General features: G+C 62.7%; 28 protein-coding genes, 1 tRNA gene and 2 pseudogenes. 18 read left to right on the forward strand and 13 right to left on the reverse strand.

Annotation, left to right across the window (positions count from 1 at the left end):
* The 3 genes from ACFSOZ_RS29735 to ACFSOZ_RS29745 form a co-directional block, all read left to right on the forward strand.
* Positions 1–682: DUF7305 domain-containing protein (locus tag ACFSOZ_RS29735; protein WP_465264476.1), on the forward strand; the 682-nt coding region annotated here is incomplete at its 5' end.
* A gap of 26 nt (positions 683–708) precedes the next feature.
* The gene (locus tag ACFSOZ_RS29740) at positions 709–1,128 is read left to right on the forward strand and encodes a TadE/TadG family type IV pilus assembly protein (protein WP_379103954.1); all 420 of its coding nucleotides are present in this window, start codon (positions 709–711) and stop codon (positions 1,126–1,128) included.
* The gene (locus tag ACFSOZ_RS29745; protein ID WP_379103956.1) at positions 1,118–1,522 is read left to right on the forward strand and encodes a TadE/TadG family type IV pilus assembly protein; all 405 of its coding nucleotides are present in this window, start codon (positions 1,118–1,120) and stop codon (positions 1,520–1,522) included. The genes ACFSOZ_RS29740 and ACFSOZ_RS29745 overlap by 11 nt, the downstream gene beginning before the upstream one ends.
* Before the next feature lie 143 nt (positions 1,523–1,665).
* Here the strand turns inward: ACFSOZ_RS29745 and ACFSOZ_RS29750 are convergent, their stop codons facing one another.
* The 4 genes from ACFSOZ_RS29750 to phaC all read right to left on the reverse strand — a co-directional run bounded on the left by ACFSOZ_RS29750 (position 1,666) and on the right by phaC (position 6,141).
* On the reverse strand, positions 1,666–2,358 hold the full coding sequence (locus ACFSOZ_RS29750; protein WP_379103959.1) for a hypothetical protein: 693 nt from the start codon (positions 2,356–2,358) through the stop codon (positions 1,666–1,668).
* A 229-nt stretch (positions 2,359–2,587) separates the two neighbouring features.
* Positions 2,588–2,662: transfer RNA gene (locus ACFSOZ_RS29755), tRNA-Glu, on the reverse strand.
* Between the two features lie 178 nt (positions 2,663–2,840).
* Positions 2,841–4,091 carry a YcbK family protein gene (locus ACFSOZ_RS29760; protein ID WP_379103961.1) on the reverse strand — a complete coding sequence of 417 codons (1,251 nt, stop codon included), beginning with the start codon at positions 4,089–4,091 and terminating at the stop codon, positions 2,841–2,843.
* A gap of 214 nt (positions 4,092–4,305) precedes the next feature.
* Entirely contained in the window at positions 4,306–6,141 is a 1,836-nt protein-coding gene (gene phaC, locus ACFSOZ_RS29765) for a class I poly(R)-hydroxyalkanoic acid synthase (RefSeq protein ID WP_379103963.1), read from the reverse strand.
* Between the two features lie 111 nt (positions 6,142–6,252).
* On the opposite strand from phaC, the gene ACFSOZ_RS29770 reads away from it, so the two are divergent.
* From ACFSOZ_RS29770 to recJ, 8 genes are all read left to right on the forward strand, one after another.
* Positions 6,253–6,627 (forward strand): hypothetical protein, encoded by a 375-nt coding sequence (locus tag ACFSOZ_RS29770; protein WP_379103965.1) that lies wholly within the window; start codon positions 6,253–6,255, stop codon positions 6,625–6,627.
* 61 nt (positions 6,628–6,688) lie between these two features.
* Complete coding sequence (locus ACFSOZ_RS29775; RefSeq protein WP_379103967.1) at positions 6,689–7,906, forward strand: LL-diaminopimelate aminotransferase; 1,218 nt, start codon at positions 6,689–6,691, stop codon at positions 7,904–7,906.
* Positions 7,907–7,951: 45 nt separating this feature from the next.
* Positions 7,952–9,265 carry a homoserine dehydrogenase gene (locus tag ACFSOZ_RS29780; RefSeq protein WP_379103969.1) on the forward strand — a complete coding sequence of 438 codons (1,314 nt, stop codon included), beginning with the start codon at positions 7,952–7,954 and terminating at the stop codon, positions 9,263–9,265.
* Between the two features lie 131 nt (positions 9,266–9,396).
* On the forward strand, positions 9,397–9,753 hold the full coding sequence (locus ACFSOZ_RS29785; protein WP_379103971.1) for a hypothetical protein: 357 nt from the start codon (positions 9,397–9,399) through the stop codon (positions 9,751–9,753).
* Positions 9,754–9,820: 67 nt separating this feature from the next.
* On the forward strand, positions 9,821–9,988 hold the full coding sequence (locus ACFSOZ_RS29790) for a Thivi_2564 family membrane protein (RefSeq protein ID WP_258593979.1): 168 nt from the start codon (positions 9,821–9,823) through the stop codon (positions 9,986–9,988).
* Between the two features lie 203 nt (positions 9,989–10,191).
* Positions 10,192–11,175: a class II fructose-bisphosphatase gene (gene glpX, locus ACFSOZ_RS29795; RefSeq protein ID WP_379103973.1), complete on the forward strand. Its 984-nt coding sequence runs from the start codon at positions 10,192–10,194 to the stop codon at positions 11,173–11,175.
* Between the two features lie 92 nt (positions 11,176–11,267).
* Positions 11,268–11,501: a DUF6434 domain-containing protein gene (locus ACFSOZ_RS29800; protein ID WP_379103976.1), complete on the forward strand. Its 234-nt coding sequence runs from the start codon at positions 11,268–11,270 to the stop codon at positions 11,499–11,501.
* Between the two features lie 181 nt (positions 11,502–11,682).
* Entirely contained in the window at positions 11,683–13,467 is a 1,785-nt protein-coding gene (recJ, locus tag ACFSOZ_RS29805) for a single-stranded-DNA-specific exonuclease RecJ (protein ID WP_379103979.1), read from the forward strand.
* A gap of 65 nt (positions 13,468–13,532) precedes the next feature.
* Here the strand turns inward: recJ and ACFSOZ_RS29810 are convergent, their stop codons facing one another.
* From ACFSOZ_RS29810 to folE, 3 genes are all read right to left on the reverse strand, one after another.
* On the reverse strand, positions 13,533–14,507 hold the full coding sequence (locus ACFSOZ_RS29810; protein WP_379103982.1) for a patatin family protein: 975 nt from the start codon (positions 14,505–14,507) through the stop codon (positions 13,533–13,535).
* Positions 14,508–14,588: 81 nt separating this feature from the next.
* Positions 14,589–15,050: a phosphoribosyl-AMP cyclohydrolase gene (gene hisI / locus ACFSOZ_RS29815; protein WP_379104548.1), complete on the reverse strand. Its 462-nt coding sequence runs from the start codon at positions 15,048–15,050 to the stop codon at positions 14,589–14,591.
* An 89-nt stretch (positions 15,051–15,139) separates the two neighbouring features.
* Positions 15,140–15,775, reverse strand: coding sequence for a GTP cyclohydrolase I FolE (folE, locus tag ACFSOZ_RS29820; protein WP_379103984.1), 636 nt, complete (start codon positions 15,773–15,775; stop codon positions 15,140–15,142).
* A gap of 240 nt (positions 15,776–16,015) precedes the next feature.
* Between folE and ACFSOZ_RS29825 the strand changes: the two genes are divergently transcribed.
* Positions 16,016–16,462 (forward strand): iron-sulfur cluster assembly scaffold protein, encoded by a 447-nt coding sequence (locus tag ACFSOZ_RS29825; protein ID WP_379103987.1) that lies wholly within the window; start codon positions 16,016–16,018, stop codon positions 16,460–16,462.
* A 37-nt stretch (positions 16,463–16,499) separates the two neighbouring features.
* Here the strand turns inward: ACFSOZ_RS29825 and ACFSOZ_RS29830 are convergent, their stop codons facing one another.
* Positions 16,500–17,417 (reverse strand): LysR substrate-binding domain-containing protein, encoded by a 918-nt coding sequence (locus ACFSOZ_RS29830; protein WP_379103991.1) that lies wholly within the window; start codon positions 17,415–17,417, stop codon positions 16,500–16,502.
* 31 nt (positions 17,418–17,448) lie between these two features.
* The gene (locus ACFSOZ_RS29835) at positions 17,449–17,583 is read right to left on the reverse strand and encodes a hypothetical protein (protein ID WP_379103993.1); all 135 of its coding nucleotides are present in this window, start codon (positions 17,581–17,583) and stop codon (positions 17,449–17,451) included.
* A gap of 166 nt (positions 17,584–17,749) precedes the next feature.
* Between ACFSOZ_RS29835 and yidD the strand changes: the two genes are divergently transcribed.
* On the forward strand, positions 17,750–18,124 hold the full coding sequence (gene yidD / locus ACFSOZ_RS29840) for a membrane protein insertion efficiency factor YidD (protein ID WP_379103995.1): 375 nt from the start codon (positions 17,750–17,752) through the stop codon (positions 18,122–18,124).
* Between the two features lie 144 nt (positions 18,125–18,268).
* Positions 18,269–18,484, forward strand: a pseudogene (locus ACFSOZ_RS29845) (class D beta-lactamase); the annotation flags it as partial.
* Here ACFSOZ_RS29845 and ACFSOZ_RS29850 read toward each other — a convergent pair.
* Positions 18,459–19,307: an SAM-dependent methyltransferase gene (locus ACFSOZ_RS29850; protein WP_379103998.1), complete on the reverse strand. Its 849-nt coding sequence runs from the start codon at positions 19,305–19,307 to the stop codon at positions 18,459–18,461. The pseudogene ACFSOZ_RS29845 and the gene ACFSOZ_RS29850 overlap by 26 nt on opposite strands.
* A gap of 204 nt (positions 19,308–19,511) precedes the next feature.
* On the opposite strand from ACFSOZ_RS29850, the gene thrS reads away from it, so the two are divergent.
* The gene (gene thrS, locus ACFSOZ_RS29855) at positions 19,512–21,488 is read left to right on the forward strand and encodes a threonine--tRNA ligase (protein ID WP_379104000.1); all 1,977 of its coding nucleotides are present in this window, start codon (positions 19,512–19,514) and stop codon (positions 21,486–21,488) included.
* Positions 21,489–21,573: 85 nt separating this feature from the next.
* Positions 21,574–22,513: pseudogene (locus tag ACFSOZ_RS29860) on the forward strand (lysophospholipid acyltransferase family protein).
* A gap of 24 nt (positions 22,514–22,537) precedes the next feature.
* Here the strand turns inward: ACFSOZ_RS29860 and ACFSOZ_RS29865 are convergent.
* On the reverse strand, positions 22,538–23,503 hold the full coding sequence (locus ACFSOZ_RS29865; protein WP_379104002.1) for a hypothetical protein: 966 nt from the start codon (positions 23,501–23,503) through the stop codon (positions 22,538–22,540).
* 158 nt (positions 23,504–23,661) lie between these two features.
* On the opposite strand from ACFSOZ_RS29865, the gene ACFSOZ_RS29870 reads away from it, so the two are divergent.
* Entirely contained in the window at positions 23,662–24,246 is a 585-nt protein-coding gene (locus ACFSOZ_RS29870) for a nitroreductase family protein (protein ID WP_379104004.1), read from the forward strand.
* Positions 24,246–24,854, forward strand: coding sequence for a flavin reductase family protein (locus ACFSOZ_RS29875; RefSeq protein WP_379104007.1), 609 nt, complete (start codon positions 24,246–24,248; stop codon positions 24,852–24,854). The genes ACFSOZ_RS29870 and ACFSOZ_RS29875 overlap by 1 nt, the downstream gene beginning before the upstream one ends.
* Here the strand turns inward: ACFSOZ_RS29875 and ACFSOZ_RS29880 are convergent.
* Both ACFSOZ_RS29880 and ACFSOZ_RS29885 read right to left on the reverse strand, forming a co-directional pair.
* On the reverse strand, positions 24,851–25,732 hold the full coding sequence (locus ACFSOZ_RS29880; protein ID WP_379104009.1) for an HpcH/HpaI aldolase/citrate lyase family protein: 882 nt from the start codon (positions 25,730–25,732) through the stop codon (positions 24,851–24,853). The genes ACFSOZ_RS29875 and ACFSOZ_RS29880 overlap by 4 nt on opposite strands.
* A 3-nt stretch (positions 25,733–25,735) precedes the next feature.
* Entirely contained in the window at positions 25,736–26,188 is a 453-nt protein-coding gene (locus ACFSOZ_RS29885) for a MaoC family dehydratase (RefSeq protein ID WP_379104011.1), read from the reverse strand.
* Between the last annotated feature and the right edge of the window lie 61 nt (positions 26,189–26,249).

Below are 26,249 nucleotides of genomic sequence, written 5' to 3' on the forward strand. Positions count from 1 at the left end.
TTCGAACGCCACGGACTCCATCAAGCTCCAGGGCTCGGCGAGCCTCCAGGTCGATTGCCTGATAGCGGCGGGCGGCGTCTCTCTCAGCAATCCCGTCACCACTGTCTGCGCGGCCCCGATCACCCAGGCACTGCCTGCCGCCGATCCATTTGCCGACCTGCCGACCCCAGCGGCCTCGAACCCTTGCCAGAACGACAACAAGGCGACGCTGAGCCCAGGCACCTATTGCAGCGGCATGACGCTGAAGGGCAATGTCACCCTCTCGCCCGGCGTCTATGTCGTTCAGGGCGATCTCAAGATAAACGCCAACGCGGCCATCATCGGCAGCGGTGTGACCATCTTCATGTCGGGCAGTTCGACCGTCAGCATGAATGGCAACGCCTCCGTGAAGCTCAGCGCGCCGACCTCGGGCGCCTATTCCGGTGTGCTGTTCTACGGCGACAGGACCGGCTACAGCGCATCCAGCACATTCAATGGTACAGCGGATTCGCTGCTGACCGGGGCCATCTACTTCCCCAAACAGCAAGTGAACTATCTAGGCAACTTCTCGGGCAACAGCGGCTGCACCCAGGTCGTCGCCAATACGATTCAATGGTCCGGCAGCACAACCATCAACCAGGATTGCACGAGCCTCGGAATGCGTGACATTCCGGCGGCGCAGTCCGTGGCGCTGGTAGAGTAGCCTCGGTGGAACGCCCATCGACTCCGATGCTGAGCGATGATGCGGGCGTTGCCTCGGTCGAGTTCGCGATGGTCCTGCCCTTCCTGTGCGTGGCGTTGCTCGGTATCATCGACGGCTGGTCGTATGTGACGAGCTCGCTGTCGATGCGCGCCGGCGTGAAGACCGCAGCGAATCTGATCATGGCAGGATCGACCAACGATACGGCGACCCAGGCCGTTGCCATTTCGAGCTGGGAGAAGCGGCCGGCGGATGGCCAGGTCACGCTAAGCCGGATTTACAAGTGCGGGACGACCGTGGTCGGCGCTGCCACCTTGTGCAGCGGGCCGAAGGTGCCATCGGTCTACGTCCAGATCCAGGCATCGGCAACCTGGACGCCGCCCTTCACCTTCGGGGTCTTTTCCGCCCCCAGTGTCATTGGCCACCAGGAGGTGATCCGTGTTCGCTAGGGCCGGCGAGTTCAGGTGGGATCGATCCGGCGGGGCAGGGTTGGAATTCGCGCTGATCGCGCCCTTCCTCATCATCCTGCTGTTCGGGATCTTCGCCTTCGGCTGGTCGATGAACTCCGTGTCCAGCGTTCGCTATGCGTTGGAGACATCATCACGCTCGCTGCAGCTTCAGAACACGCTGACCCAGGCCGACATCCAATCGATCGCCACACAGAAATTGCAGGCCTTGGGTTTGAAGGATGTGAATGTCACGATCGCCATCGATCCGGCAAGCGGTGGCTTCCGCATGGCGCATCTGACTGCCACCTATGCCTTCGTCATCGACTTCCCCTACCTCAGCTCCTACCCGATCAACTACGCGACCACCGTTACCGTGCCGCTGGTCGGCAGCTAGGCATGTGGTCTGCCTGGTGTGGGCTTTGGCAGGGATCATCTGAAGTCAGGGACACGGTGGCGGCAGGCCGCCGAAGACGCGGTTGCCGTCAACGCCGGTGTCAACCAGGCCCAACTTGACCCATTGTGTTGCCGGGCGCTTCATTATTTGCAGGGCACTTTGAACGCTCCAGAACTCAACGAATTGGCAAGCCTGTTGGTGGCAGACAAGCTCTCATATCGACTCCGGTCGAAGAGAATTCCGCAATAGTCAGGCAACCACTTCAAGATTTTTTCTACCGGACCGTCTGTCACTCGTTCGTTGGTAACCTGCAATGCGATGCACTTAAGGGAGACACCAGGGCCAAAAGTCGCCTCGAGGTGACGAGGGTCGACCTCTTTCACTGAATTTGGGTCGGAAAGATCAACAAAAGTCACGAGTTGTGGGTAATAAATATACGGTACGAAGCCTGTCCCGCGCTCAGTGTCCAATGCACTGAAAATCTGAAAATTGGTGGCGCCCTTCTGGAAATGGAAGGAAACGACCGCGCGCTCAGTCTCATCTTGAGCGCGAATCGCAAAGAGATATCTGCCGGGCGAGACCTCCACGAAGGAAGCTTCCCCTCGGACCTCGCTATGAATACCGCCCGCCGCTGAAATCGGGATCCATTTCGGCTCCGTGTCGGCGTAAATTGCAACGGTACTGCCGCCTGTTTTGGTGCCTGCCGGAGTGTCGACCTCAAGTACGAGCTTCTGATGCCATTCCCAGCGTCTGAATCCAAGCAGTCTCGGACCCAGGAACCAGACAGCAAGAGCAGCGGCGGCAACAATGGCGATAGTTTTGTTGCTGCGTGTCAACAGCAGCCCTCCGCCGATAGTCACCGAATTCGACTATATAGATTCGATTCATGAAGGAAGACTTGGGTCGGCGCTGTCAGCCACGCCTTTGCCGCCATCAAGCGCGACGGCATCACTGGCCGCGCGCCAAAGCCAGGATCGGATGCCCGCTGTCGCCGCTGTTCGCAGAAGTGTATTCAACGGATATTCGACATATCCGACCAAAACGACAGCAGGTGCTTGAAATCTCTGGTACGCCCAAGGGGAATCGAACCCCTGTTACCGCCGTGAAAGGGCGGTGTCCTAACCGCTAGACGATGGGCGCGCTCAGACGAAGCGGCTTATACTGGCGTTGTGCGCAACCGGCAACCCGTCAGGTGCCGTCTTGGACAACTTTTTTCCAGCCTTTTCAAATAGCGATTTCGCCAAGGCTGGCAAGGTTCCGGAATGCCGCCAGTCATGCCGCGCGGCAGGCCTGCAGATCTGGGCGGAGCAAGGGAGAACTAGCCGTCGCCACCGCCGCTGCGCCTACGGCAGCGCCAGTTCCAGTCGCGCTCGGGGCCGACGTCGACGTGCACGGATTCGGTGTGGCAGTAGGTGCCGACGCCGCCGCGGCCCGGCATGGTCCTGATGTAGCTCGCCAGCTCCCATTTCGAAACGCCGGGGACCTGGATGTCGGCGGCGGCGCAATACATATGCAGCGAATTCTTGGCGCCGTTGGCGCGGCGGTTGCGGGCCGGGTCGCGATAGCCCGAGGTCACCACCATCTTGCGGCCGTAATGGCCTTCGATCGTCTTCAGCACCCGAACCAGCGACGGCTTCAGGCAAGCCACATCGACGCTCTCGTTCTGCTTGAGCAACCCGTTGGGCGCCAGCCGGGCAAGGCCGGCGGCGGACGCAACCTGATAGGAGCCGCCGATTGGGCCCTCGTCCTCGTTGAGGTCGACGTCGCTTTCGTCGTCGAGACCGGATTTGCGCTTGATTTCGAACAGGGCTGTCTGGCGCACGCCGGGCAGCGCATCGCTACCGGTTATGTGGCCGGTATCGCCGCCGATCGAAGCCAACTGCACCGGTTTTGCCGTGGAATTGACCGAGGCCAGCGTGATGATCGGTTTTGCCGCTGCTGGCTCCGGCTTGGCTTGCGCCGCAGGCGGCTCGCCCGACCTTGTGTTGATAAGCGGCGCCGGTGCTGCCGACGCGGGCGTGGCGCCAAACATCGAGGCCAGGAAGCCCTTTTTCTTCGGCGCGTCGGCCTGCGGCATCTCGCCTGCCGTCACATAGACCGGATTGTCCATCGCCGGAGCAGCTGCCGACTTCGGCGCGTTCACGCCGGCATCGGCCGCGGCAATCTGTTGGGCAACCGCGTCGGTCTGCTGTGCCGTCTGCGCAGGCTGCTGCAGGGATTGCGGGGTGTTCCCGGCGATCGTCTCGGTGCCTGCCGGCGTGGTCAGCGGAAAGGCGGCCTGCGGGTTGGCTATCGGCACGTAGGCGACCTTCTCGGGAAGCGCCGTATCGCTTGCCGTCATCACGGTCGTCTGCTCGGTCGTGGTCTGCGTCGAATCGACGACAGCGGTCGACGTGCCACTCGAGGCAGCGCTTATGTCCGACGCCGTGGCATTATAGCCGGGCATTCCAACCGACATTGTGGGGTCGCCGGCTGAGGTGCAGGAAGCCAGAAGCACGGAGCAGAGCGCTGCCACGATGGCGCGCCGTTCTCCCTTTGCGAGGCTCCAACCTGCTGGTTTCAAACTCAAATTCCCCCTCGATGTCCGGTCGGTATATCCTCGGTGCAGCACTGACGACAGCGTCGAGGTGACCTTTGTCTCCGATCCGGAAACGAGACCTGTGTCAAATCCGCAAGCCTGAAAGTATTTTTGCAGAGATTGCCGAATTACGGCTGCTTGATGGTTGACGATACCATTTCGCCCGCTTTTACCGGCCCGTCAACTCACCAGACATTACAGTCCGTTACACACGCACTTTCACATAGGTGCCGGGAGCATCTCCCAAGGTTTTCATATGCTTGCCGGGTTTGCGGGCCGGCACGCGGGTGTTGTCCTTGGCCTCTATCCAGTTTTGCCAGTGCGGCCACCAGGATCCGGGATGGTCGGTGGCCTTGGCTATCCACTGGCCGAAGTCGCCCGTCGGCTTCCCCCCGGTCCAGTACTGGTACTTGTTGGATGCCGGTGGATTGACGACCCCGGCGATATGGCCCGATCCCGCCATCACGTAGTCGACCTTGCCGCCGAAATATTTCGAGCCGAGGAACACAGAAAGTGCCGGCGCGATGTGATCTTCCTTGGAGGCGAGGTTGTAGATCGGGATGGTGATATCCCCGAGCGAGACTGTGTGACCCGCCAGTTCCATCATGCCTTGCGACAGGTTGTTCTCAAGGTAGCAGTTGCGCAGGTAGAAAGAATGATTGGCCGCGCCCATGCGGGTCGAATCGGCATTCCAGTAGAGCAGGTCGAAGGGCAGCGGATCCTTGCCGCGCATGTAGTTGTTGATGACATAGGGCCAGATCAGGTCGCCGGAGCGCAGCATGTTGAAGGCGGTCGCCATCTTGGTGCCGTCGAGGTAGCCCTTTTCGCTCATCGACTTTTCCACCGCCGCGACCTGCTCCTCGTCGACGAACACTTTCAGGTCGCCGGCATGGGTGAAGTCGACCTGCGTGGTGAAGAAGGTGGCCGATTTGATGCGGTCGTCACCCTCTTGCGCCATCAGCGCCAGTGCCGCCGCCAGCAGCGTGCCGCCGACGCAATAGCCGATCGCGTTGACGTCGTGTTCACCGGTGGCCTTCTCGATCGTGTCGAGGCCGTATTGCAGGCCTTCGCGGATATAGGCTTCCCAACCCTTGGTGCCGTGGCGCTCGTCGGGATTGATCCAGGAGATGACGAACACGGTGTGGCCTTGTTCGATCGCCCAGCGGATGAAGGATTTCTGCGGGTTGAGGTCAAGGATGTAGAACTTGTTGATCCATGGCGGGCAGATCAGCAGCGGCCGCTTGAGCACCGTCTCGGTCGCCGGATCGTACTGGATGATCTCGGCGACATCGCTGCGGCCGACCACCTTGCCGGGCGTGGTGGCGATGTTCCTGCCGATCTCGAAGGGCGAGTAGTCGGCCTGGCGCAGCTTCAGGTCGCCCTTGCCGGCGGCGATGTCCTCGGCCAGCATCTTCATGCCGCGCACCAGGTTCTCGCCGTTCGAGGCGACGGTTTCGCGAAACAGTTCCGGATTGGTCAGGATGAAATTCGACGGCGAGATGGCGTTGGCCACCTGCTTCACGTAGAAGCCGGCCTTGTGGCGGGTGTGTTCGTCCAGGCCATCGGCGTGCTCGACCAGGTCGGCCGCCCAGCGCGAGGTGACGAGATAGGCCTGCTTGAGAAAATCGAAGAAGGCGTTGCGGCCCCATTCGGGATCGAGGAAGCGCTTGTCGCCACGCTCCGGCTTGACGGCATCCTCCGTCGCTTCCGCGGCGTTGCTGGTACGCTGAATGGCGTTGGCCCAGACGGACATATAGCCGGAGAACAGCCGCGTCTGCGCTTCCAGCGCGCGCTGCGGATCAGACAGCCAGTATTCGCTGAGCTTGGAGAAGGTCTTGACCATGTCGACTACCGGCTCGGCGACGTGATCGCGCACGTCGCCTTTTTCGCGCGGCTCGGCCCATGCGGAGGCCGCCTTGCCGGCTTGCTCGATCATGCGCGCCATGTTCAGGGCGAAGCGTTCCGGGTCCTTCACCAGATATTGCTCGACGGTCGAAGGCTCGTCATCTTCCGCTTTGCCCGAATCGGGTGTTTTGGACATGGTTCGCGGGGTTCCTCCCGAGGCCTTTTCTTGACATATTAACATGGGACATCCGACCGGGTCCAATCTCGCTCTACCCCGGCTGCCAAGGAAACAATATGACGATTAACATTGGCGAGACTGTTTTTTTTCGGTGCTGCACGTTTTTGCCGCATCGGTGCGGCAATCGTCCTGCTGGGGATTGCTGGATGCTCGAGCACCAGCGGCACGACGTCGGTCGCGGCGGGCACGGGTCCGAAGGATACCGGCACCTTTCCGAATCTGAACATCAAGCCGCAAGTGGCGGCGCCGCAGTTCACCGACGCCGAGAAGAACGCCAAGCTTGCGCAATTGAAGGCGGATGAGAGCGCGCAGGGGGCAAAAAACGCCAGCCCCGACGTGGCCGACCAGGCGGCGCTCACGGATCTTGCCAAAAAGCATGGCGACGAAACACTGAAGCAGATCGAAGGCAAATGCGACCCCGCCCTCGACCCTACCTGCAAATAAGTATATAGCGCGCGCCCAAAGCCTCAGATATTTGGGCCCCCTTTCGCTGTCTGGAACTGCCATGGAAGAATTTCACAAGGTTCGCCGGCTTCCGCCTTACGTCTTCGAGCAGGTCAACCGGCTCAAGGCCAGCGCCCGTTCGCGCGGCGCCGACATTATCGACCTCGGCATGGGCAATCCCGACCTGCCGACGCCCAAGGCCATCGTCGACAAATTGTGCGAGGTCGTGCGCGATCCGCGCACACATCGTTATTCCTCGTCGCGCGGCATTCCGGGCCTGCGCCGCGCTCAGGCCGCCTACTATGGCAGGCGCTTTGGCGTGAAGCTCAACCCCGACACGCAAGTGGTGGCGACTCTCGGCTCGAAAGAGGGCTTCGCCAACATGGCGCAGGCGATTACCGCTCCGGGCGACGTGATCCTGTGCCCCAATCCAACCTATCCGATCCACGCTTTCGGCTTCATCATGTCGGGCGGCGTCATCCGTTCGCTGCAGGTAGAGCCGGACGACGGTTTCATTCCGGCGCTCGAGCGTGGCGTCCGTCACTCGATCCCGAAACCGCTGGCGCTGATCCTCAACTATCCTTCGAACCCGACGGCCCTGGTCGCTTCGCTCGATTTCTACAAGGACGTGGTGGCGTTTGCGAAGAAGAACGACATCATCATCCTGTCCGACCTTGCCTATTCTGAGATCTATTTCGACGGCAATCCGCCGCCATCGGTGCTGCAGGTACCGGGCGCCATCGACGTCTGCGTCGAGTTCACCTCGATGTCGAAGACGTTCTCCATGCCTGGCTGGCGTATGGGCTTTGCCGTCGGCAACGAGCGGCTGATCTCGGCGCTGACGCGGGTGAAGTCCTATCTCGACTACGGCGCCTTCACGCCGATCCAGGTGGCGGCAGCACACGCGCTGAACGGCGACGGCGCCGACATCGCCGAGGTGCGCGACATCTATCACAAGCGCCGCGACGTGATGGTCGACTCCTTCGGCCGCGCCGGCTGGGCCATTCCGGCACCCGCGGCATCGATGTTCGCCTGGGCGCCGATCCCGGAACCGTTCCGGCATCTCGGCTCGCTCGAATTCTCCAAGCTGCTCATCGAACACGCCGACGTGGCGGTGGCGCCCGGTGTCGGCTTCGGCGAACATGGCGACGATTTCGTGCGCGTGGCGCTGGTCGAGAACGAGCACCGGATCCGGCAGGCGGCGCGCAACATCAAGCGCTTCCTGTCGAGCAGTGCAAAGCAACCCAACAATGTGGTGCCGCTTTCCGCTCACCGGTAAGTTTGCCGTACACAATTTGATCGAATTTTGAGGACGTCGCCGGCCATGGCTGAAGCACTGCGTGTTGGAATTGCCGGCCTCGGCACGGTCGGCGCGTCGGTGGCGCGCGTGTTGCGCGACAAGGCGGCGGAACTGACACGGCAATGCGGACGCGACATCATCGTCACCGCGGTCTCGGCGCGCGACCGGAAACGCGATCGCGGCGTCGATGTCAGCTCGGCAAAATGGTTCGACGATCCGGTCAAGATGGCGCAGACCGCCGATGTCGATGTGCTTGTCGAGTTGATCGGCGGCGACGAGGGGCCGGCGCGGGCGTCGGTGAAGGCGGCACTTGAAGCCGGCCGTCACGTCGTCACCGCCAACAAGGCGCTGCTGGCCAAGCATGGCGTGGCGCTGGCCGAGATCGCCGAGAAGCGCGGCGTGCTGCTCAACTACGAGGCGGCGGTTGCCGGCGGCATCCCGGTCATCAAGACGATGCGTGAGGCGATGGCCGGCAATTCGGTCACCCGCGTGTTCGGTATTCTCAACGGCACCTGCAACTATATCCTGACCCGCATGGAGGCCGAGGGCATCTCGTTCGACGCCTGCCTGAAGGACGCGCAGCGGCTCGGCTATGCCGAGGCCGATCCGACCTTCGACATCGAGGGCCACGACACGGCGCACAAGCTGTCGATCCTGACCAGCCTAGCCTTCGGCACCAGGATCGCCGCCAACGACATCTACATGGAAGGCATTTCCAACATCACCCAGGCCGACATCCGCGCGGCCGGCGATCTCGGCTACCGGATCAAGCTGCTGGGTGTCGCGCAGCGCACAGACAGCGGCATCGAACAGCGCGTGCACCCGACCATGGTGCCGACCGCCTCGGTCATCGCGCAGGTGCATGGCGTCACCAATGCGGTGGCGATCGAGACCGACATACTGGGCGAACTGCTGCTTTCCGGCCCCGGCGCCGGCGGCAACGCCACCGCCTCGGCCGTCATCGGCGACATCGCCGATATCGCCAAGAGCCGGCCCGGCTTCCAGCATGGCCCGGTCTTCGGCCGGCCGGCGAAGGAGCTGAAACCCTACAAGAAGGCGCAGATGCGCAGCCATGCCGGCGGCTACTTCATCCGGTTGACCGTGCATGACCGCATCGGCGTGTTTGCCGCAATCGCCAAGCGCATGGCCGACAACGACATTTCGCTGGAATCGATCGTCCAGCACGCGGTCAATGGCGAGGCGGCGGCGCAGAAGACGGTGATCCTCGTCACCCACGAGACGACCGAAGCCGCTGTGCGCAAGGCCGTCGACGGCATCACCAAGGATGGCCATCTGACTGACAAGCCGCAGGTCATCCGCATCGAGCGGGCAGGATAAGCTCCCGTCTGGTCGCGGGGGGCAAAAATCCCGCCGGTATTGCGTGTCGGTTGATGGCAAGGAGCCACCACCGACCGGAACGAATTGGCGTCGTCGCCGTTCTCTTGGTCAGTAACCAAAGGAACCGCTTCATGGCCGATACCAACAAGTCCGACAGCCCCCACATCGACGACATCCAGAAGACGCTGGAAAAGCAGATCGCTGAACTGCGCAAGGAGATCGCCAAGATCAACAAGAGCATTTCGGCGCGGGGTGCGGAAATGCTCGATGACGCGAGCGAGCAGGCTTCGGATTTCTACGAAACGGCCGCAGCCGGTGCGTCGCGGACCACACAGCAGTTGCGCAGCCAGGCCCAGGCGGTGTCGGAAGTCGCGCGCGACAATCCCGGCACGACGACCGCCGTGGTCGGCGTGATCGGTCTGCTCGGCTTTCTGGCTGGTCTGGCCATTGGCCAGTCGATGAACGACACGCAGCGCCGCTGGTATTGATCGCGTCGTGATGGAGCCGGCCCCGCTCATTTCCCTGTTTTCAAAACATCATTTCCAGGAGGGCATTATGGCTTCATCCATGTTGATCGGCATCCTGATCACATTCCTCGTCATCATCCTCGTTCTCTATCTGGTTCAGCGTCTGCCTCTCGACGCCCGGATGAGACAGATCGCCCAGATTATCGTCATCATCATCGGCATCATTTCCCTGCTCAAATACCTTGCGGTTTTTTAGGCCGCGAAGGTTATAGATTTTCACTTTTCAAGCCGGCCCGGTTCTTAGCGACCGGGCCGGCGTTGTTTGAGAAATGCGATTTAATCGATTGATATTGCTGGCTATTCGATAAAGTTTTCGGCAGGTCTTGCCGTTGTCATGCTCGTTTGACAAAAGAGACCCGCCTCCGGCGGGAGGCCGCATATCAACGAGGAATTTGCCAGATGAATGTGGCCCAGAACATTGTCGCCGGCCTCGACCGGATACTCACCATGGAGCTGGTGCGAGTCACCGAACGGGCCGCCGTCGCGGCCGCCAGACTGCGCGGGCGCGGCGACGAAAAGGCCGCCGACCAGGTCGCCGTCGATGCCATGCGCCAGGAGCTGAACCGGCTTGCCATCAAGGGCACGGTGGTGATCGGCGAGGGCGAGCGGGACGAGGCGCCGATGCTCTATATCGGCGAGGAAGTCGGCACGGGCAAAGGTCCGGCGGTCGATATCGCGCTCGATCCGCTCGAAGGCACGACGATCTGCGCCAAGAACCTGCCCAATGCGCTTGCCGTCATTGCGATCGCCGAGAAGGGCAGCCTGCTGTTTGCGCCCGACGTCTATATGGACAAGATCGCCATCGGCCCGGGCTATGCCTACGGCGTCATCGACATCGATGCCTCGCCGGCCGAGAACATCGCGAGCCTCGCCCGCGCCAAGGGCGTCGCGGTATCGGACATCACGGCCTGTATCCTCGACCGGCCACGCCACAGCAAGCTGATCGACGCCGTGCGCGCCACGGGCGCCGCGATCCGGCTGATCGGCGACGGCGATGTCGCCGGTGTCATCCACACCACGGACCCTGAGGAAACCGGCATCGACATCTATCTCGGCACTGGCGGTGCACCGGAGGGCGTGTTGGCCGCGGCTGCGCTGCGCTGCACTGGCGGCCAGATGCAGGGCCGGCTGATCCTCGATACGCCGGAAAAGGTCGCGCGTGCCGCGAAGATGGGTATTGCCAATCCGAAGCGGGTCTATCAGGCGGAAGACATGGCGCGCGGCGACGTGCTGTTCGCGGCCACCGGTGTCACCGACGGCAACATGCTGGCCGGCGTCAAGTTCGGACGCAACACCATCACCACCCACACGATCGTGCTGCGCTCGTCGTCGCGAACGGTGCGCGAGATAAAGGCGCGCCATCAGGATCTGGACAAGTTCTAGGATCTGTTATTGGCTCGGGGTGCTTGCGGACCGGCATCGCAGTTGTTAGCCCTGTGGCTGCATCGGATGATGCCGGCCGCAAGGATTTGACGATGAACCCGTTCGACTGGCACGCGGATCCGATTTCGCGCGCCACCGCCATTACGAAATCCTATCGCAACACCCAGAACGTGCGCCGCTTCTTCACCCGCGAATGCGGCGGTGCGTTCAGGTTCGACCGGCCTTTCATGGCCTGGCTCAAGGACGGTGCGGAGAAGACGATGGGCGATGCGGTCGACGAATGGCTTCGGCGCCAGGCTGAAAAGCGGAAAGCATCGTTTTCTTGAAATCTCCCGCGACGGGGCATCACCGCGAACCGCTTGGTTTTGCCTGCCTTTGGCCTAAAGCGCGTCGCGCTCACGCGACGCGCTTGAAGCTGTTGTTTGTGCATGTCGTTGTCCCAAAACCGCTGCACACTTTTGGGGCGACATGCATTATCCTGCGGCCAATTATGAGTTGGCAAACCGCATGACCGGCGAGAAACGCCTCTTCCTCGATGTCAGGCAGTCGGCTACCGGGGTTTCCTGGGAGCACCGGCTGACCGAACGGCAGGACATGATTGCGCTCGCCATCGCGCAAGGCCACGGCGTGCCTGACATCGTCGCGCGGGTGCTTGCTGGTCGCGGCGTCGCCGCCGAGCAGACCGAGCGGTTTCTCGACCCGACGATCCGCGACCTTCTACCGGATCCGGCATCGCTGACCGACATGGACAAGGCGGCCGCCCGCATCGCCGCTGCCGTGATGGCCAGGGAAAAGGTGGCGATCTTCGGCGACTATGACGTCGACGGCGCCGCCTCGTCGGCCTTGCTGAAGCGGTTCCTGGCGCATTTCTCGGTGCCGTCGGAAATCTACATTCCGGACCGTATTTTCGAGGGCTATGGTCCCAATCCGGAAGCCATGCGCGAACTCGTTTCGCGCGGCGCGACACTGATCGTCACTGTCGATTGCGGCACCAACAGCGCCGTTTCCATCGATGCCGCCAATGCGGTCGGCGCCGATGTCGTCGTGCTCGATCACCACCAGGTCGGCGGTGCTTTGCCGGCGGCAATTGCCGTCGTCAATCCGAACCGCGACGACGATCTTTCCGGGCAGGGCCATCTCTGCGCCGCCGGCGTGGTCTTTCTCGCCCTTGTGCAGACGGCCAAGTTCCTGCGCGGGCGCATAGTCGATGCCACGCCGCCGGACCTGCTTTCCCTGCTCGATCTCGTCGCACTCGCCACTGTCTGCGACGTAGTGCCGCTTACCGGCGTCAACCGCGCCTTCGTGGTCAAGGGGCTGCAGATGGCGCGCCAGCAGAAGAACGAAGGGCTCGCCGCACTGGCGCGGGTGTCGCGCATCGGCGAGCCGGTCAGCACCTTCCATCTCGCCTATCTGATCGGCCCGCGCATCAATGCCGGCGGGCGCATCGGCGATGCCGCACTTGGCAGCCGCCTGCTTGCGACCGACGACCCGGTCGAGGCGCGCACCATTGCCGAGACGCTCGACCGCCTCAACCAGGAGCGGCAGCTGATGGAGCAGGAGATGCTGGCGGCGGCGCGCGCCGAGGCGGATGCCGAGCTTGCCGGCGGCAATGGTCCGGCGATCGTCGTCACCGCCAGCAGCAACTGGCATCCGGGCATTGTCGGCCTGCTCGCTTCACGGCTGAAGGATCACGCTCGCCGGCCGGCCTTCGCCATCGCCTTCAACGCCAATGGCATCGGCACCGGTTCGGGCCGCTCGGTGTCGGGTTTCGACCTTGGTCGGCTGGTGCGCGAAGCGGCCGATGCCGGTCTGATCGTCAAGGGCGGCGGCCACGGCATGGCGGCCGGCATCACGGTGGAGCGGGCGAAGCTTGGTGAGCTCAGGGCGTTTTTCGAAGAGCGGGCGGCGGCCGATGTGTTCCGCCTGCAAGGCGAGGAAAGCCTGGCGATCGACGGTGCGCTTGCCGCCGAAGGGGCGACGCTTGGCTTGCTCGACGCGCTGGAGAAGGCCGGACCCTTCGGCGCCGGGCATGCAGCACCGGTCTTCGTGCTGCCGCGTCATCGGCTGGCCGATGCACGGCCGGTTGGCACCAACCACATCCGCATCGAGCTGCAGTCGGAAAGCGGCGGCCGCATCCAGGCGATCGCGTTTCGCGCGGTCGATACCGCGCTTGGCGAATTCCTGTTCAAGAACCGGGGCAAGACAATCCATGTCGCCGGCTCGCTGTCGGGCAATCACTGGAACGGCAACCGCACGGTGCAGTTTCGCATCTCCGATGCGGCGCGTGCGTAGTCGCGGCCGAGGCAACGCTGGCCGGCGCATAACGATGGCCCTGCTGCGGCGAACGGCAGATAGGCCTAGGCGAGAACGGACTGCAGCCTGGTCAGTTCGCCGATCTGCGCCATCGTCGCCTGATAGCCGAGATTGATCGCCTCGTCGGCGCGGTGGAATTCGGTCAGGCCGATATGGCTAAGCTTCGGCTGCAGTGACATGTCGGGCGGATCGCCGGCAAGCCGGGCGCGGGAAATGCGGTCCTGGATGATGTTGAAGGCCTCGACCATGACGCCGGTGATGCCGAGCCGCGTCTGATGCGACTGGTGCTGGGCGTCGATGTGGCCGGTCCGCGGCGCGTCCTTTTCGACGACCAGTTCGCCGGCGCTGTGCTTGATGACGGCGGCGCGGCCGAACAGATCATAGTGAAGGTTGACTGCCACCACGAGTGGCTGCTCATAGGCGCGGCAGACCGAGACTGGAACCGGGTTGACCAGCGCACCGTCGACCAGCACGCGGCCATTGCAATTCACCGGCTCGAACACGCCGGGCAGCGCATAGGAGGCGCGCATGGCGGTGATCAATGAGCCGCTCGACAGCCAGATTTCGTGACCGGTGCGGATTTCGGAAGTGACTGCGACGAACGGCTTGGCCAGGTCCTCGAAACGAATGCCGGCCATATGCTCGCGCAGCCGGGCGTCGAGCTTCATGCCGCCGAACAGGCCGCTGCCGCGCAGGTTGAGGTCGAGCAGGCCGAAGATGCGCCGCTTGGTCAGGCTGCGAGCGAATTCTTCCAGTTCGTCCAGTTTGCCGGCAAGGTAGCAGCCGCCGACCAGCGCGCCGATCGAGGTGCCGGCGATCATCGAGACTTCGATGCCGGCTTCGTCAAGTGCGCGCAGCACGCCAATATGTGCCCAGCCTCTGGCGCAACCGCCGCCCAAGGCGAGCGAAATGCCGGTTTTCCCTGGCGGTGTTGTTTCGGATGCGCCGCCTGACGAGGACAGGCCATTGGCCTCCCTGACATCTGGTCTGTTACGCAATGACGCCCACTCGAGCATCATGATCTCCCTTGTCCCACGGCTAATATACAGGCGGGCCGTATCGAAATGATGAATCTATGTCGTTGGTGTCAGGCAGGAGGTTCAAGCTGAGGGTTTCCGATAGATGTTTTCCGCATCGAACAGCGGCTTGCTGCCGTCGTCGGCAAGCGTCCCCTTGCCGTCAACCAGGCCCACCGTCCGATAAAAGCATGAACGTCGGCCGGTGTGACAGGTTGCGTCGTGGCCCAACACTTTGACGCGCAGCCACAATGCATCCTGATCGCAATCAGTGCGCATCTCGACGACATGCTGAAAATTACCCGAGGTTTCGCCCTTTTTCCACAACGCTTTGCGCGAGCGCGACCAGTAGTGGGCGATGCCGGTCTCCAGCGTCAGCGCCAACGCTTGCGCATTCATGTGCGCAACCATCAGCAGCACGCCGTCCTCGGCATCGGTGACGACGACCGTGACGAGGCCAGCTGCATCGAAGCGCGGTGAAAACACCGCGCCTTCCTCGAGCGCTTTCTTGTCTGACGAAGCTTTGGGAAATTCCAGTGCCGACATCGCCGGTCTATTTTCCTGTTTGACCATGATCTTGTCCGAAAACCGGTCTCCACTTTTCGGGATCATGGTCTGGCGATGTCTGCGAGGGCTTACACCCCGCCGCCGCGCACCATCGTGACGAAACGAACCTGCTCTTCTGGCGTATCCTTGAAGACGCCGGTGAAGGTCGAGGTGAGGGTGGTTGAACCCTGCTTGCGGATGCCGCGCATGGCCATGCACATGTGCTCGGCCTCGATCATGACGGCAACGCCGCGCGGATTGAGCACATCCTGGATGACGCCGGCGATCTGTGCCGTCAGGGCCTCCTGGGTCTGCAGGCGGTGGGCAAAGATATCGACCACGCGCGCGATCTTGGACAGGCCGACGACCTTGCCGTCCGGCAGGTAGCCGACATGCGCCTTGCCGATGATCGGCACCATGTGGTGTTCGCAATGCGAGTGGAACTGGATGTCCTTGACGATGACCAGGTCGTCATAGCCGGCCACCTCCTCGAAGGTGCGGCCAAGCTCTTCCGCCGGGCACATGTCGTAGCCGCCGAACATTTCGCGAAAGGACTTGGCCACCCGCTTCGGCGTGTCGACCAGCCCTTCGCGGTCCGGATTGTCGCCGGTCCAGCGCAAAAGCGTGCGCACGGCGGCCTCGACTTCAGCTTCGCTCGGCCGGTCGGTAACCGGCTTCTCCATATAGGCTGACTGGGGCATGAGTTTCTTGATGACGGCATCCATAAAAGGCGTCTCCCGTAGTTCCTCTCGGCGGAGGAACGAGTTGAACGGACCACGACCTTTCGGTGTCGGAAACTCGCCCCGTTTCCAGCCCCGCAAGTGGCGTGAACTTTCCGGCAAGGACACTGGCTTTCGTTGTCTTGTCGATACCGGACTGCCAGCATTATATATGGTCATGACGAGCGAAAGGAAGACACGACAGCGGCAATCGCTGTTCGCTTGGCGGCGACGGATTGGAAAATAATGATAAACGACGTCTACAATGCGAAAATTCTCGGTTTTGCCGGAAACATCGCCCGCATCGGCCGCCTCGAGCATCCTGACGCGACCGCAAAAGCGCATTCCAAGCTGTGCGGCTCGACCGTCACCGTCGACCTCAAGATGGAGGACGGCGTGGTCACCGACTTCGCCCACGACGTGAAGGCCTGTGCGCTCGGCCAGGCGTCATCCTCGATCATGGCGCAGCATGTCGTCGGTGCGAGTGCCGAGGAATTGCGCGCCGTGCGCGACACCATGCTGAGGATGCTGAAGGAAAATGGCACCCCGCCCGACGGCCGCTTCGCGGACCTGAAATATCTGGAGCCGGTGCGCGACTACAAGGCGCGGCATGCCTCGACCATGCTGACCTTCGACGCCGTCGTCGATGCCATCGGCCAGATCGAGAAGAAGCGCGCCGAACAAGCGGCCTGAAGGCAAAGTAGCGAGAGTGCCGCCTAGGAAGCCCGCCTTAAGCCTGCGCTTCCAGTGCCCGTCTGCTTTCGGCAAATTCGCTTCTTACCCAGTCGGCGAAGGCCGCGGCTGGCTCCGAGAGATCGCGCAAGCTTCTGGCCACCAGCCAGTAGGCGCCGGATGCGACGTCGATGTCGAACGGCTTGATCAGCGCGCCGGATGCGATTTCCCCACCGATCTGCAAGAGATCGCCCAGCGCCACGCCATGTCCGAGCAGGGCGGCCTGCCTTGAAAGCGACGTATCAGCCAGGATAGGGCCGCGCGCGGGCACGGCATCGGCGGGCACGCCAGCCGCTTCGAACCAGCGCGCCCAACCCTGACGGTTTTCCTCGTGCAACAGCGTGTAGCGGCCAAGGTCGATCGGCTTCTCGAGGGCAGGGCCGGCGGCGAGCAGTGCCGGCGACAGCACCGGTGAATCGGCTGTCGAGGCAAGTCGCTCGGCTTCGCTGCGTGGCCACGAAGTGGCATGCGCGCTGAAGCGCAAGGCCAGTTCGGGCTGATCGCTGCGGAACTCGATCGGCCTTATATCCACTTCGAGAGAAACGTCGATATCGGGCCGCAATTCGCGAAACCGATTGAGCCGGGGTACCAACCACATGGATGCAAGTGATGGCTCGACGCTGACACGAACCACGGACTGCGCCGGCGTTGCCACCAGTTCCCCAAGTAAGGTGTCAATGGCGTCGAAACTTCTGACGAGCTGATCCAGAAGACGGCGGCCCGTGTCGGTCAGTTCGACGCGGCGATGGTGACGTTCGAACAGGGGCCGGTGCAGGAATATCTCGAGCTCGCGGATCTGCCGGCTGATCGCCGCCTGCGAGACGAAAAGCTCTTCGGCGGCCCTGCTGAAGCTCAGATGCCGGCCCGCCGCCTCGAAGCTCCTCAATGCCGTCAGCGGCAGGCGTCCGCGCTTCATTCGCATAACCCAGGATTATCCGAAGTGGAAATTATACTCGTTTGAAGGCGATGGCCAGCGGCGGTCTAATCGCGTCAAAGGAGACATGACCATGATCCAGATAATGAGCATCTTTGGCGATGTCATGCGGATCGTAACGTTTCAATGGCGTGACGACGAAGGGCATGCAAGGCGCCGCGAAGGGCCGGTCAGCCCTGGCCGCTGGGCGCCGTCGGTTGACAGGCAGCCGTTTCGCCGCTCCCGTCCGTGACGACAGGGAGGGCAAGTGTGGGGATTGCGTTCTCAGGGAGAAGCTCACATCTATCGCTTTGGAACGCGATACGGAGAAAACGGTGGGCCACCAGCATGGGCACGCGCATAGTGCCGGACCGCCAAAGCGCGGCCGCAACTGGCCGGGCCCGTGGCGCAAGACGCCGGGTCGGGTCCTGGGTACTTCGTTGGTCAGACTCTATCAGCTGACGCTGTCGGGCTTTGTCGGCAATTCCTGCCGGCACCTGCCGACCTGTTCCGAATATGCGCATGAGGCGATCGCCCGTCATGGCCTGTGGGCCGGCGGGTGGATGGGATTTTTCCGGGTGCTGCGCTGCGGGCCGTTCGGCACGCATGGTATTGACCGCGTGCCGGAGGTGTTGGCGGATCGTTATGTCTGGTTCGCGCCGTGGCGGTACTGGCGGATCGGCGGCAAGCGCGGCCAGGCGCAAGGCTGATCGAGCCTGCCAAGCCTGTGCGGCCTTGCCGTTTACGATCTGGTAGGGTTAACGCCAGGCTGCACAAAGACTGCGCATTTGAGACAAAATCGAGACAAGAGACTTCGCTAAGCCGCTCGTGGACCCCTCTGGAGCGAGCATCAAATGCGTAACGTCGACCGTCTTCCCTTCATCTTTGCCGGGATCTTGTTCCTGCTCGCCTGGCTGCTGGGATTTCCGCTGCGCGCGCAATCGGCGCCGCTTGGGGACGTCCAATGCACGCTGATCCTCGATGTCGCGAGCGGCAAGACGCTCTACCAGGATGGTGTGTGCGACCAGAGCCCGGCTTCGACGTTCAAGATGCCACTGTCGCTGATCGGCGCGCGCGGATGATATGGCCACCGGAGTTGGTCGTCGTTCCCTTCGGTGCCCCGGAAAGGCGGGCGGCGATATCGCCGCTCTCGAGATCTTCGATCTCATCGAATCCGAGGTGGCGCAGAGATTTCGCCAGTTCGCCCGGAACGAAGAAGCTGATCCATGGCTCCCCGAGAGCCGCGACGCGCGCCGCATAAAAAGCCAGGGCGGCTTGCCCCGCGGCATCGCGATGCTCAGACGGTTCGCTGTAGTCGAATACGACTTCCGACCCTGGGGTGCCTGCGATGTAGGACAGCGTGCTGTGGATCGCGTCTTTCGTCAGGTAGGGCACGACCCCCAGCCACATGAAAAAGCTTGGCTCGGTCGACTTCAATCCGGCCGACGCCAGTTCCTCGGCCAGACGCTGCCGCTCGAAATTGACGGGCACGAAAGTGGTGGCCGGCGGTTCGGCAAGACCGGCATCGGCGATACATCTGCGCTTCCAGGCTTGGGTTGCCGGGTGATCGACCTCGAACACAGCGAGGTCAGGGTACGGATTGCGCAGTGAAAACGTGTCGAGGCCGGCGCCAAGCACGACGAGCTGGCGGACGCCACGGCGCACCGCTGCTGCCAGCCAATCCTCGGCAAAGCGGGCGCGCGCCGCCACGAACAGACGCATGCGCCGGCCGTGGGTATCTTCTTGCGCAAGTTGCTGATCGGCGGGACCACCTTCGCCGAGAATCGCAATCGCGTATGGGTCACGAAACAGCGCCGCCTGCGGTGAAATCTGATGGAGCGCTCTCAAGCGCGCGACTCGCAGGGCGGTTTGGCTGGGGGATGCGTCTTCCATGTCGATAATTCCAGCCGATGCCGGCGATGTTCGCAAGACTCGACGACCGGCCTGCGACATTTCTGGCGACATTTCCTGACAGCTAGGCCAATCAGCGCTCTTTACCTGACGCGGCGCTGCCTCTAAAACCCGCCCGCTGCCGGACGCATCCGGCTTTACCCACGACCACCCGCGCTCGTTTGCGGGACTGGATAGGAGAACCCCGTGCTGAATTCCGTTTCCCTGACATTTCCCGATGGCTACGTCCGTGACTACGACGCGGCGATGACCGGTGCCGGCCTTGCCGAATCGATCTCGAAATCGCTGGCCAAGAAAGCGGTCGCCTACAGCATCGATGGCGCCGTGCGCGACCTTAGCGATCCGCTGGGCAAGTCCGGCAAGGTCGAGATCGTCACCCGCGACGACCCGCGCGCGCTGGAGCTCATCCGCCACGACACGGCACACGTGCTGGCAGAGGCCGTGCAGGAGCTGTGGCCGGGGACGCAGGTGACCATCGGGCCGGTGATCGAGAACGGCTTCTATTATGACTTCGCCCGCAACGAGCCGTTCACACCCGACGATTTCCCGGTGATCGAGAAGAAGATGCGCGAGATCATCGCGCGCAACAAGCCGTTCACCAAGGAAGTCTGGTCGCGTGACAGAGCGAAAAAGGTGTTTGCCGACAAGGGCGAGCGCTACAAGCTGGAACTGATCGACGCCATCCCCGCGGATCAGGACCTCAAGATCTACGCGCAGGGCGAGTGGTTCGACCTCTGCCGTGGTCCGCACATGGCCTCGACCGGCCAGATCGGCAACGCCTTCAAGCTGATGAAGGTGGCTGGCGCCTATTGGCGCGGCGACAGCAACAATCCGATGCTGACGCGCATCTACGGCACCGCCTGGGCCGACCAGGCGCAGCTCGAAGCCTATCAGACGATGCTGGAAGAAGCCGAGAAGCGCGACCACAGGAAACTTGGCCGCGAGATGGACCTGTTCCATTTCCAGGAAGAGGGGCCGGGCGTCGTCTTCTGGCACGCCAAGGGCTGGAAGATGTTCCAGAACCTGGTCAACTATATGCGCCGCCGCCTCGACGAGCAGGGCTATCAGGAGGTCAACGCGCCGCAGGTGCTCGACAAGAGCCTGTGGGAGACCTCAGGCCATTGGGGCTGGTATCGCGACGCCATGTTCAAGGTAACGGTCGCCGGCGACGACACCGATGACGATCGCGTCTTCGCGCTGAAGCCGATGAACTGTCCGGGCCATGTGCAAATTTTCAAGCATGGGTTGAAGTCTTATCGCGATCTGCCCGTAAAACTTGCAGAATTTGGCAATGTGCACCGCTACGAACCATCGGGCGCGCTGCACGGGCTGATGCGCGTGCGTGGCTTCACGCAGGATGATGCGCATATCTTCTGCACAGAGGAGCAGCTGGCGTCTGAGTGCCTGCGCATCAACGATCTGATCCTGTCGACCTATGCCGATTTCGGCTTCGACGAGATCAGCGTCAAGCTGTCGACGCGGCCTGACAAGCGCGTCGGCACCGACGAGGCCTGGGATCACGCCGAGGCGATCATGGGCAGCGTGCTGGAGACGATCAGGACAAGGTCCGGCAATCGCATCAAGACCTCGATCAATCCGGGCGAGGGCGCCTTCTACGGGCCGAAATTCGAGTATGTGCTGAAGGATGCCATCGGCCGCGAATGGCAGTGCGGCACGACGCAGGTCGACTTCAACCTGCCGGAGCGTTTTGGTGCCTTCTACATCGGCTCGGATTCCGAGAAGAAGCAGCCTGTCATGGTGCATCGCGCCATCTGTGGTTCGATGGAACGCTTCCTTGGCATCCTGATCGAGAACTATTCCGGTCATTTCCCGCTGTGGTTCGCGCCGCTGCAGGTGGTGGTGGCGACCATCACGTCGGACGCCGACGGCTACGCGACCGAGGTGGTGGCAAAACTGAAGGCCGCCGGGCTGTTGGCGGAAGCCGATCTGCGCAACGAGAAGATCAACTACAAGGTCCGAGAACACTCGCTCGCCAAGGTTCCGGTCATCCTCGTCTGCGGCAAGCGCGAGGCGGAGGAGCAGACGGTCAACATGCGCCGGCTCGGATCTCGCGACCAGGAATCGCTTGGCCTTCCCGAGGCGATCGCGCAATTGACCGAAGAGGCGATCACGCCTGATCGCCGGCGCAAGCGCGCTGCCTGATCGGCATGGTGTCCAACGACATGGCGGTGGAGCGATCCACCGCCATTTTCATCTCCCTGTCACGCCGACCTTGTAACGAGCCCCTATGCTCAAGCTGAAATTGCGCGAACGACCCTTTCCCGAGCTGTCCTATGCCAATCCGCGCCAAGCCGGCGCTGACACGCTGGTTCATTCATTCGGTTGAAGGCCTGTCGGGCCGCGACCGCTACACCGCACTCTATGACTTCTGGCGCCGCCAGGTCGTGCCGACCGGCGAGCGAGTGTTCAGCCGCATGCTCGACCTGATCGACGTCCGGGTGCGGACCGCGGATCAGTGGCCGCCGGCAAAACTACCCGACACGCCGCTGGTCATTGTCGCCAACCATCCGTTCGGCATTGGCGACGGCATTGCCGTGCTGTCGCTCGCCGAGCAACTGGGACGGCCGTTCCGGGTGATGATCCACAAGGACCTGCTCAAGATCCGCGAGATGGAGCCTTACTCGCTGCCGATCGATTTTTCCGAGACCAAGGACGCCCTGAAGAACAACATGGCCGTGCGCCACGAAGCGGTGCGGCTGCTGAAAGAGGGCGTCACCATCGTGGTGTTTCCGGCCGGCGGCGTCGCCACTGCGCCGAAGGGCTTTGGCCGGGCGCGCGACCTGCCGTGGAAGATGTTTCCGGCCCGTCTCGTCCAGGACGCCAAGGCGTCGGTCATTCCGATGCATTTTTCCGGACAGAATGGCCGGCTGTTCCACCTGGTCAGCGGCCCGATGAACATGGCCGAGAGCGATGGCCGCCTGGCGAAATTCGTCGGCAAGGCCTCGCTGACGCTGCGCACTTCGCTGCTCATCCACGAATTCGCGCGGCTGTCCGGCAAGGCGATCGACGTGCGCGTCGGCGACGTGCTGAGCTGGAGCGAACTCGAACCGTTGCGCGACCGCAAGGCATTGCTCGACCGCCTCTATCGCGGCGTCTTCGACCTGGCGCCGGCCGTGCCGCGTCGCCGGCTCCCGTTTCTCCCAGCGCGGACCAAACTGGCGGCCTGAAATCAGCAAACCTGCGGTGGAAGGTTAGTCTGCGCCTTCCTCGGGGTCCATTGCCGCAGCCTCGGTGGCCAGAACCTCGATTTCCTGGTTCTGCCCGGCAACGACCGTAAAATCCTTCTGGTAGATGCGGTCGCGGTTCTTGGCGATGATGGTGTAGTCGCCCTCGGCGAGCACCATCGAGGCAAAGGCGCCGACGGTTTCCTTGATCGGATCGCCGGATTCGTTGAGCAGCGACCAGGACGTGTCGGCGATCGCCTCGCCACCGGTTTCGCGCACCAGCTTCATCGTGATCTCGGCGGCGTGGTGTTCGACGGTGGCTTCGGTCAGCTTGCCGGCCTCGACGCGGATATCGGAGCGGATCACCGCGTTGACCGCTCCATAGGTCGAGACGACGTGGTAGGTGCCGGCGTTGAGCCGCACGACACTGTTGGGTTCGACATCGGGGATGATCAGCGCGCGCTCGCCATTCGGCTCGGCAGTGCCCTCGTAGATCGAGAAGCGCAGATTCTTCGGCGGAATGCGCACCCCGCCAGACAGAACCGCGTCGAGCTTCAGGCCGCCGGCGTCGAGCACGAGGCTTTCGCGCTTGGCGTCCTTGCCGACAACAGTGATGCGCTTGGTGGCACCGGCCCGGCCATAAGAGGCATGAACCAGATAGCTGCCGGGTTCGAGTTGGAAGACGGCGGTGCCGCCATGCGCGGAAGCCACCATCGGCAATTTGCCGTTGACGGCCTCGGGCCTGAAGACGCGCCAGACGATGCCGCGGGTGATGTCGGCGCCCTTGTCGGTCAACTGGGCGGACAGGGTGATGGCGCCGCCGCTGCCGAGCGCCAGCGATCTTTCGCTTTTCGGCGTCGCATAGCTCGAAATTCCGGGAAGCTTGAGATCGCCAACGCCGTCCGCATTCTGTGCTACGGCGAGCGAAACCGGCGCCATGAACAGCAGGGCGCCGAGCCAGACCAGGAAAAGACGCAGTGTCCCCTCAAACATGCCTTGCGTTGAAGCCCATGGCGGTGGCAATTTCAAGGCTTAAGAGTCCGATCCCTACGACTCTTCCGTCCGGCGCACCTCGCGCCAATGCCCGAGCCGCCCGACTTACCGATGGCGCGCTTCAGCTCAAAACAGAATGTTTCAGGAGACTTGCGCCCATGGCGTCGCCGATCATCGACTTCCTGCTGAGCCGGAACTCCGCACCGATCCCCGATTTGAAGGAGCCGGCGCCGAGCGATGCGGAGATCGCGACGATGATCGCTGCTGCCTCGCGGGTGCCCGACCACGGCCGGCTCGAACCCTGGCGCTTCATCCTCTATCGTGGCGACGCCCGCGTCGAGATCGGCAGACAATTGGCAGCGCTTGCCGAGCAGCGGGAGGGGCCTTTGCGGGAAGGCCGCCGCAACCAGGAACTGGCGCGGTTCTCGCGCGCACCGCTGGTGATCGGTGTGGTGTCGATCCCCAGGGAGAATCCAAAGATCCCGCAATGGGAGATGTTCTTGTCGGGCGGCATGGCGGCGATGAACCTGATGATATCAGCCAATGCGCTGGGTTACGGCACCAACATGATCAGCAACTGGTATTCGGACGTGCCGGAGGGCAGGGCGCTGCTCGGGCTGGCACCGCAGGAGCGCGTCATTGGCTTCATCCATATCGGCTCCTATGCGGGTCCGGCACCGGAGCGGCCGCGGCCTGATCCGTCAAAGCTCTATGCCGATTATTCGGGGCCGTGGAACGGCTAATGTTCTACGAGCCGTCAAAGGGTCATGGGCTGCCGCACGACCCGTCGAAAGCGATCGTGGCGCCGCGCCCAATCGGCTGGATATCGACGATGAACGGAGCCGGCGAGATCAACCTCTCGCCATACTCCTTCTTCAACGCCGTTTCGACGCGGCCGTTCATCGTGTGGTTTTCCTCCGAAGGCGAGAAGGACAGCGCTGCCTTCGCCCAGGAAACCGGTGAGTTCGTTGCCAACCTCGTCAGCCGCGATCTCGCCGAGAAGATGAACCGCACGTCCGTCAATGCGCCGCGCGGCGTCAATGAGTTCGCCCATGCCGATCTTGCCATGGCGCCTTCGCGCCTCGTGAAACCGCCGCGCGTGGCTGCAGCACCTGCGGCGCTCGAATGCCGGGTGACAGAGGTCTTTCGGCCAAAGGCGCTGGATGGATCGCCAACGAGCGCGGTCGTCGTCGCCGGCGAAGTGGTCGGCGTGTACATCGACGATGCTTTCCTGAAGGATGGCCTGTTCGATATCACCAAGGCCGGCAACGTCGCTCGCCTCGGCTATATGGACTATGCCAGCGTCAGCGAGGTGTTTTCGATGCGTCGGCCGCGCTGGAGTGAAGACTAAGCTGAAATGCCCGCCGACTTGGCGCGGGCCAGAAGCCGCTCGGCCAGCCGCAAATGCGGGCGGTCGTACATCTTGCCGTCGATGCCTACGACGCCGGGATTTCCCGCCGCCGCGAACGCCGCGACGATTGCCGCCGATTGTTTGACGGCCTCGGCCGACGGCGTGAAAGCGGCGTTGATGACGGGCACCTGGTCGGGATGGATCGCCATCTTGCCGGTGAAGCCATCCCGCTCGGCCTCGGCGCATTCCGCTTCGAAGGCCGCCATGTCGCGAAAATTCGGGAATACGGTGTCGATCGCCGCGACTTCCGCCGCGCCCGCGGCAAGGATGGTCATGGTGCGGGCGAAGCGGAACACATCAGTGTAGCGGCCGCGCTCGTCGCGGGCCATGCGCGCGCCGATCGCCGCCGATAGATCCTCGGCGCCCCAGGTGAGACCGGCTAGCCGCGCACTCGTTCCGGCATAGGTCGCCGCCGCCAGCACCCCCGCCGGTGTTTCGGTGATGATCGGCAGGATCTTGATCGCGCCGTCGGCGAGGCCGCTTTCGGCCTCGCGAACCCTGAGCTTTACCGAGAGATGCTGCACATCCTGGCCGCTGTTCGACTTGGGCAGCATGATGCCGTCGGGCTTGCCTGAAACCAGCGCCGCCAGATCGTCATCCGTCATGCCGGTCGACAGATCGTTGACGCGCACGTAGATCGCCGAGCTGGTTTGCGCCCGGCGTTCGATGATGAAGCGTGCCGCGATCTCGCGCGCCAGCGGCTTGTTCTGCGGCGCCACGGAATCTTCAAGATCGACGATAACCACGTCGGCGCCGGCGCCAAAACCCTTTTCCAGCTTCCTTTCGGAATCGCCGGGGACGAACAGCAGCGAACGCATTCGTCAGCTAGCCTTCTTCAGCATCATCGCTTGCCTGGTGCATTTGGCGACGAGATCGCCGTTCTGGTTGTAGGCGCGATGTTCGAATTCGACGATGCCGCGGTCGGGTTTCGACTTGGACTCGCGCACCGAAATCACCGTCGTTTCGACCCGGATGGTGTCGCCATGGAAGACCGGATGCGGAAACACGGTCTCCTTCATGCCGAGATTGGCGACCGTGGTGCCGACGGTGATGTCGTTAACCGAAATGCCGATCATCAGTCCTAGCGTGAACAGCGAGTTGACCAGCGGCTTGCCCCATTCGCTCTTCGCGGCAAACTCGAAATCGATGTGCAGCGGCTGCGGGTTCAGCGTCATGACCGAAAACAGCATGTTATCGCTCTCGGTGACGGTCTTGCGCAGTGTGTGCTGGAAGACATGACCGACGACGAACTCCTGGAGATAAAGTCCGGCCATATCCTGCTCCTCTGCTGCCTATGGGGTTGATAGGCGCTGCATTCAGGGCTCGCAAGCCAGT

This window comes from Mesorhizobium newzealandense, from assembly GCF_042682145.1.
GTDB lineage: Bacteria > Pseudomonadota > Alphaproteobacteria > Rhizobiales > Rhizobiaceae > Mesorhizobium > Mesorhizobium newzealandense.

Bases quoted from the DNA above. Each gene is read 5' to 3' on its own strand.
- ACFSOZ_RS29740 (WP_379103954.1), top strand. From the start codon at position 709: ATGCTGAGCGATGATGCGGGCGTTGCCTCGGTCGAGTTCGCGATGGTC.
- phaC (WP_379103963.1), bottom strand. From the start codon at position 6,141: ATGTCCAAAACACCCGATTCGGGCAAAGCGGAAGATGACGAGCCTTCG.
- ACFSOZ_RS29775 (WP_379103967.1), top strand. From the start codon at position 6,689: ATGGAAGAATTTCACAAGGTTCGCCGGCTTCCGCCTTACGTCTTCGAG.
- ACFSOZ_RS29780 (WP_379103969.1), top strand. From the start codon at position 7,952: ATGGCTGAAGCACTGCGTGTTGGAATTGCCGGCCTCGGCACGGTCGGC.
- ACFSOZ_RS29785 (WP_379103971.1), top strand. From the start codon at position 9,397: ATGGCCGATACCAACAAGTCCGACAGCCCCCACATCGACGACATCCAG.
- ACFSOZ_RS29790 (WP_258593979.1), top strand. From the start codon at position 9,821: ATGGCTTCATCCATGTTGATCGGCATCCTGATCACATTCCTCGTCATC.
- glpX (WP_379103973.1), top strand. From the start codon at position 10,192: ATGAATGTGGCCCAGAACATTGTCGCCGGCCTCGACCGGATACTCACC.
- ACFSOZ_RS29800 (WP_379103976.1), top strand. From the start codon at position 11,268: ATGAACCCGTTCGACTGGCACGCGGATCCGATTTCGCGCGCCACCGCC.
- recJ (WP_379103979.1), top strand. From the start codon at position 11,683: ATGACCGGCGAGAAACGCCTCTTCCTCGATGTCAGGCAGTCGGCTACC.
- ACFSOZ_RS29810 (WP_379103982.1), bottom strand. From the start codon at position 14,507: ATGATGCTCGAGTGGGCGTCATTGCGTAACAGACCAGATGTCAGGGAG.
- hisI (WP_379104548.1), bottom strand. From the start codon at position 15,050: ATGTCGGCACTGGAATTTCCCAAAGCTTCGTCAGACAAGAAAGCGCTC.
- folE (WP_379103984.1), bottom strand. From the start codon at position 15,775: ATGGATGCCGTCATCAAGAAACTCATGCCCCAGTCAGCCTATATGGAG.
- ACFSOZ_RS29825 (WP_379103987.1), top strand. From the start codon at position 16,016: ATGATAAACGACGTCTACAATGCGAAAATTCTCGGTTTTGCCGGAAAC.
- ACFSOZ_RS29830 (WP_379103991.1), bottom strand. From the start codon at position 17,417: ATGAAGCGCGGACGCCTGCCGCTGACGGCATTGAGGAGCTTCGAGGCG.
- ACFSOZ_RS29835 (WP_379103993.1), bottom strand. From the start codon at position 17,583: ATGCCCTTCGTCGTCACGCCATTGAAACGTTACGATCCGCATGACATC.
- ACFSOZ_RS29850 (WP_379103998.1), bottom strand. From the start codon at position 19,307: ATGGAAGACGCATCCCCCAGCCAAACCGCCCTGCGAGTCGCGCGCTTG.
- ACFSOZ_RS29865 (WP_379104002.1), bottom strand. From the start codon at position 23,503: ATGTTTGAGGGGACACTGCGTCTTTTCCTGGTCTGGCTCGGCGCCCTG.
- ACFSOZ_RS29870 (WP_379104004.1), top strand. From the start codon at position 23,662: ATGGCGTCGCCGATCATCGACTTCCTGCTGAGCCGGAACTCCGCACCG.
- ACFSOZ_RS29875 (WP_379104007.1), top strand. From the start codon at position 24,246: ATGTTCTACGAGCCGTCAAAGGGTCATGGGCTGCCGCACGACCCGTCG.
- ACFSOZ_RS29880 (WP_379104009.1), bottom strand. From the start codon at position 25,732: ATGCGTTCGCTGCTGTTCGTCCCCGGCGATTCCGAAAGGAAGCTGGAA.
- ACFSOZ_RS29885 (WP_379104011.1), bottom strand. From the start codon at position 26,188: ATGGCCGGACTTTATCTCCAGGAGTTCGTCGTCGGTCATGTCTTCCAG.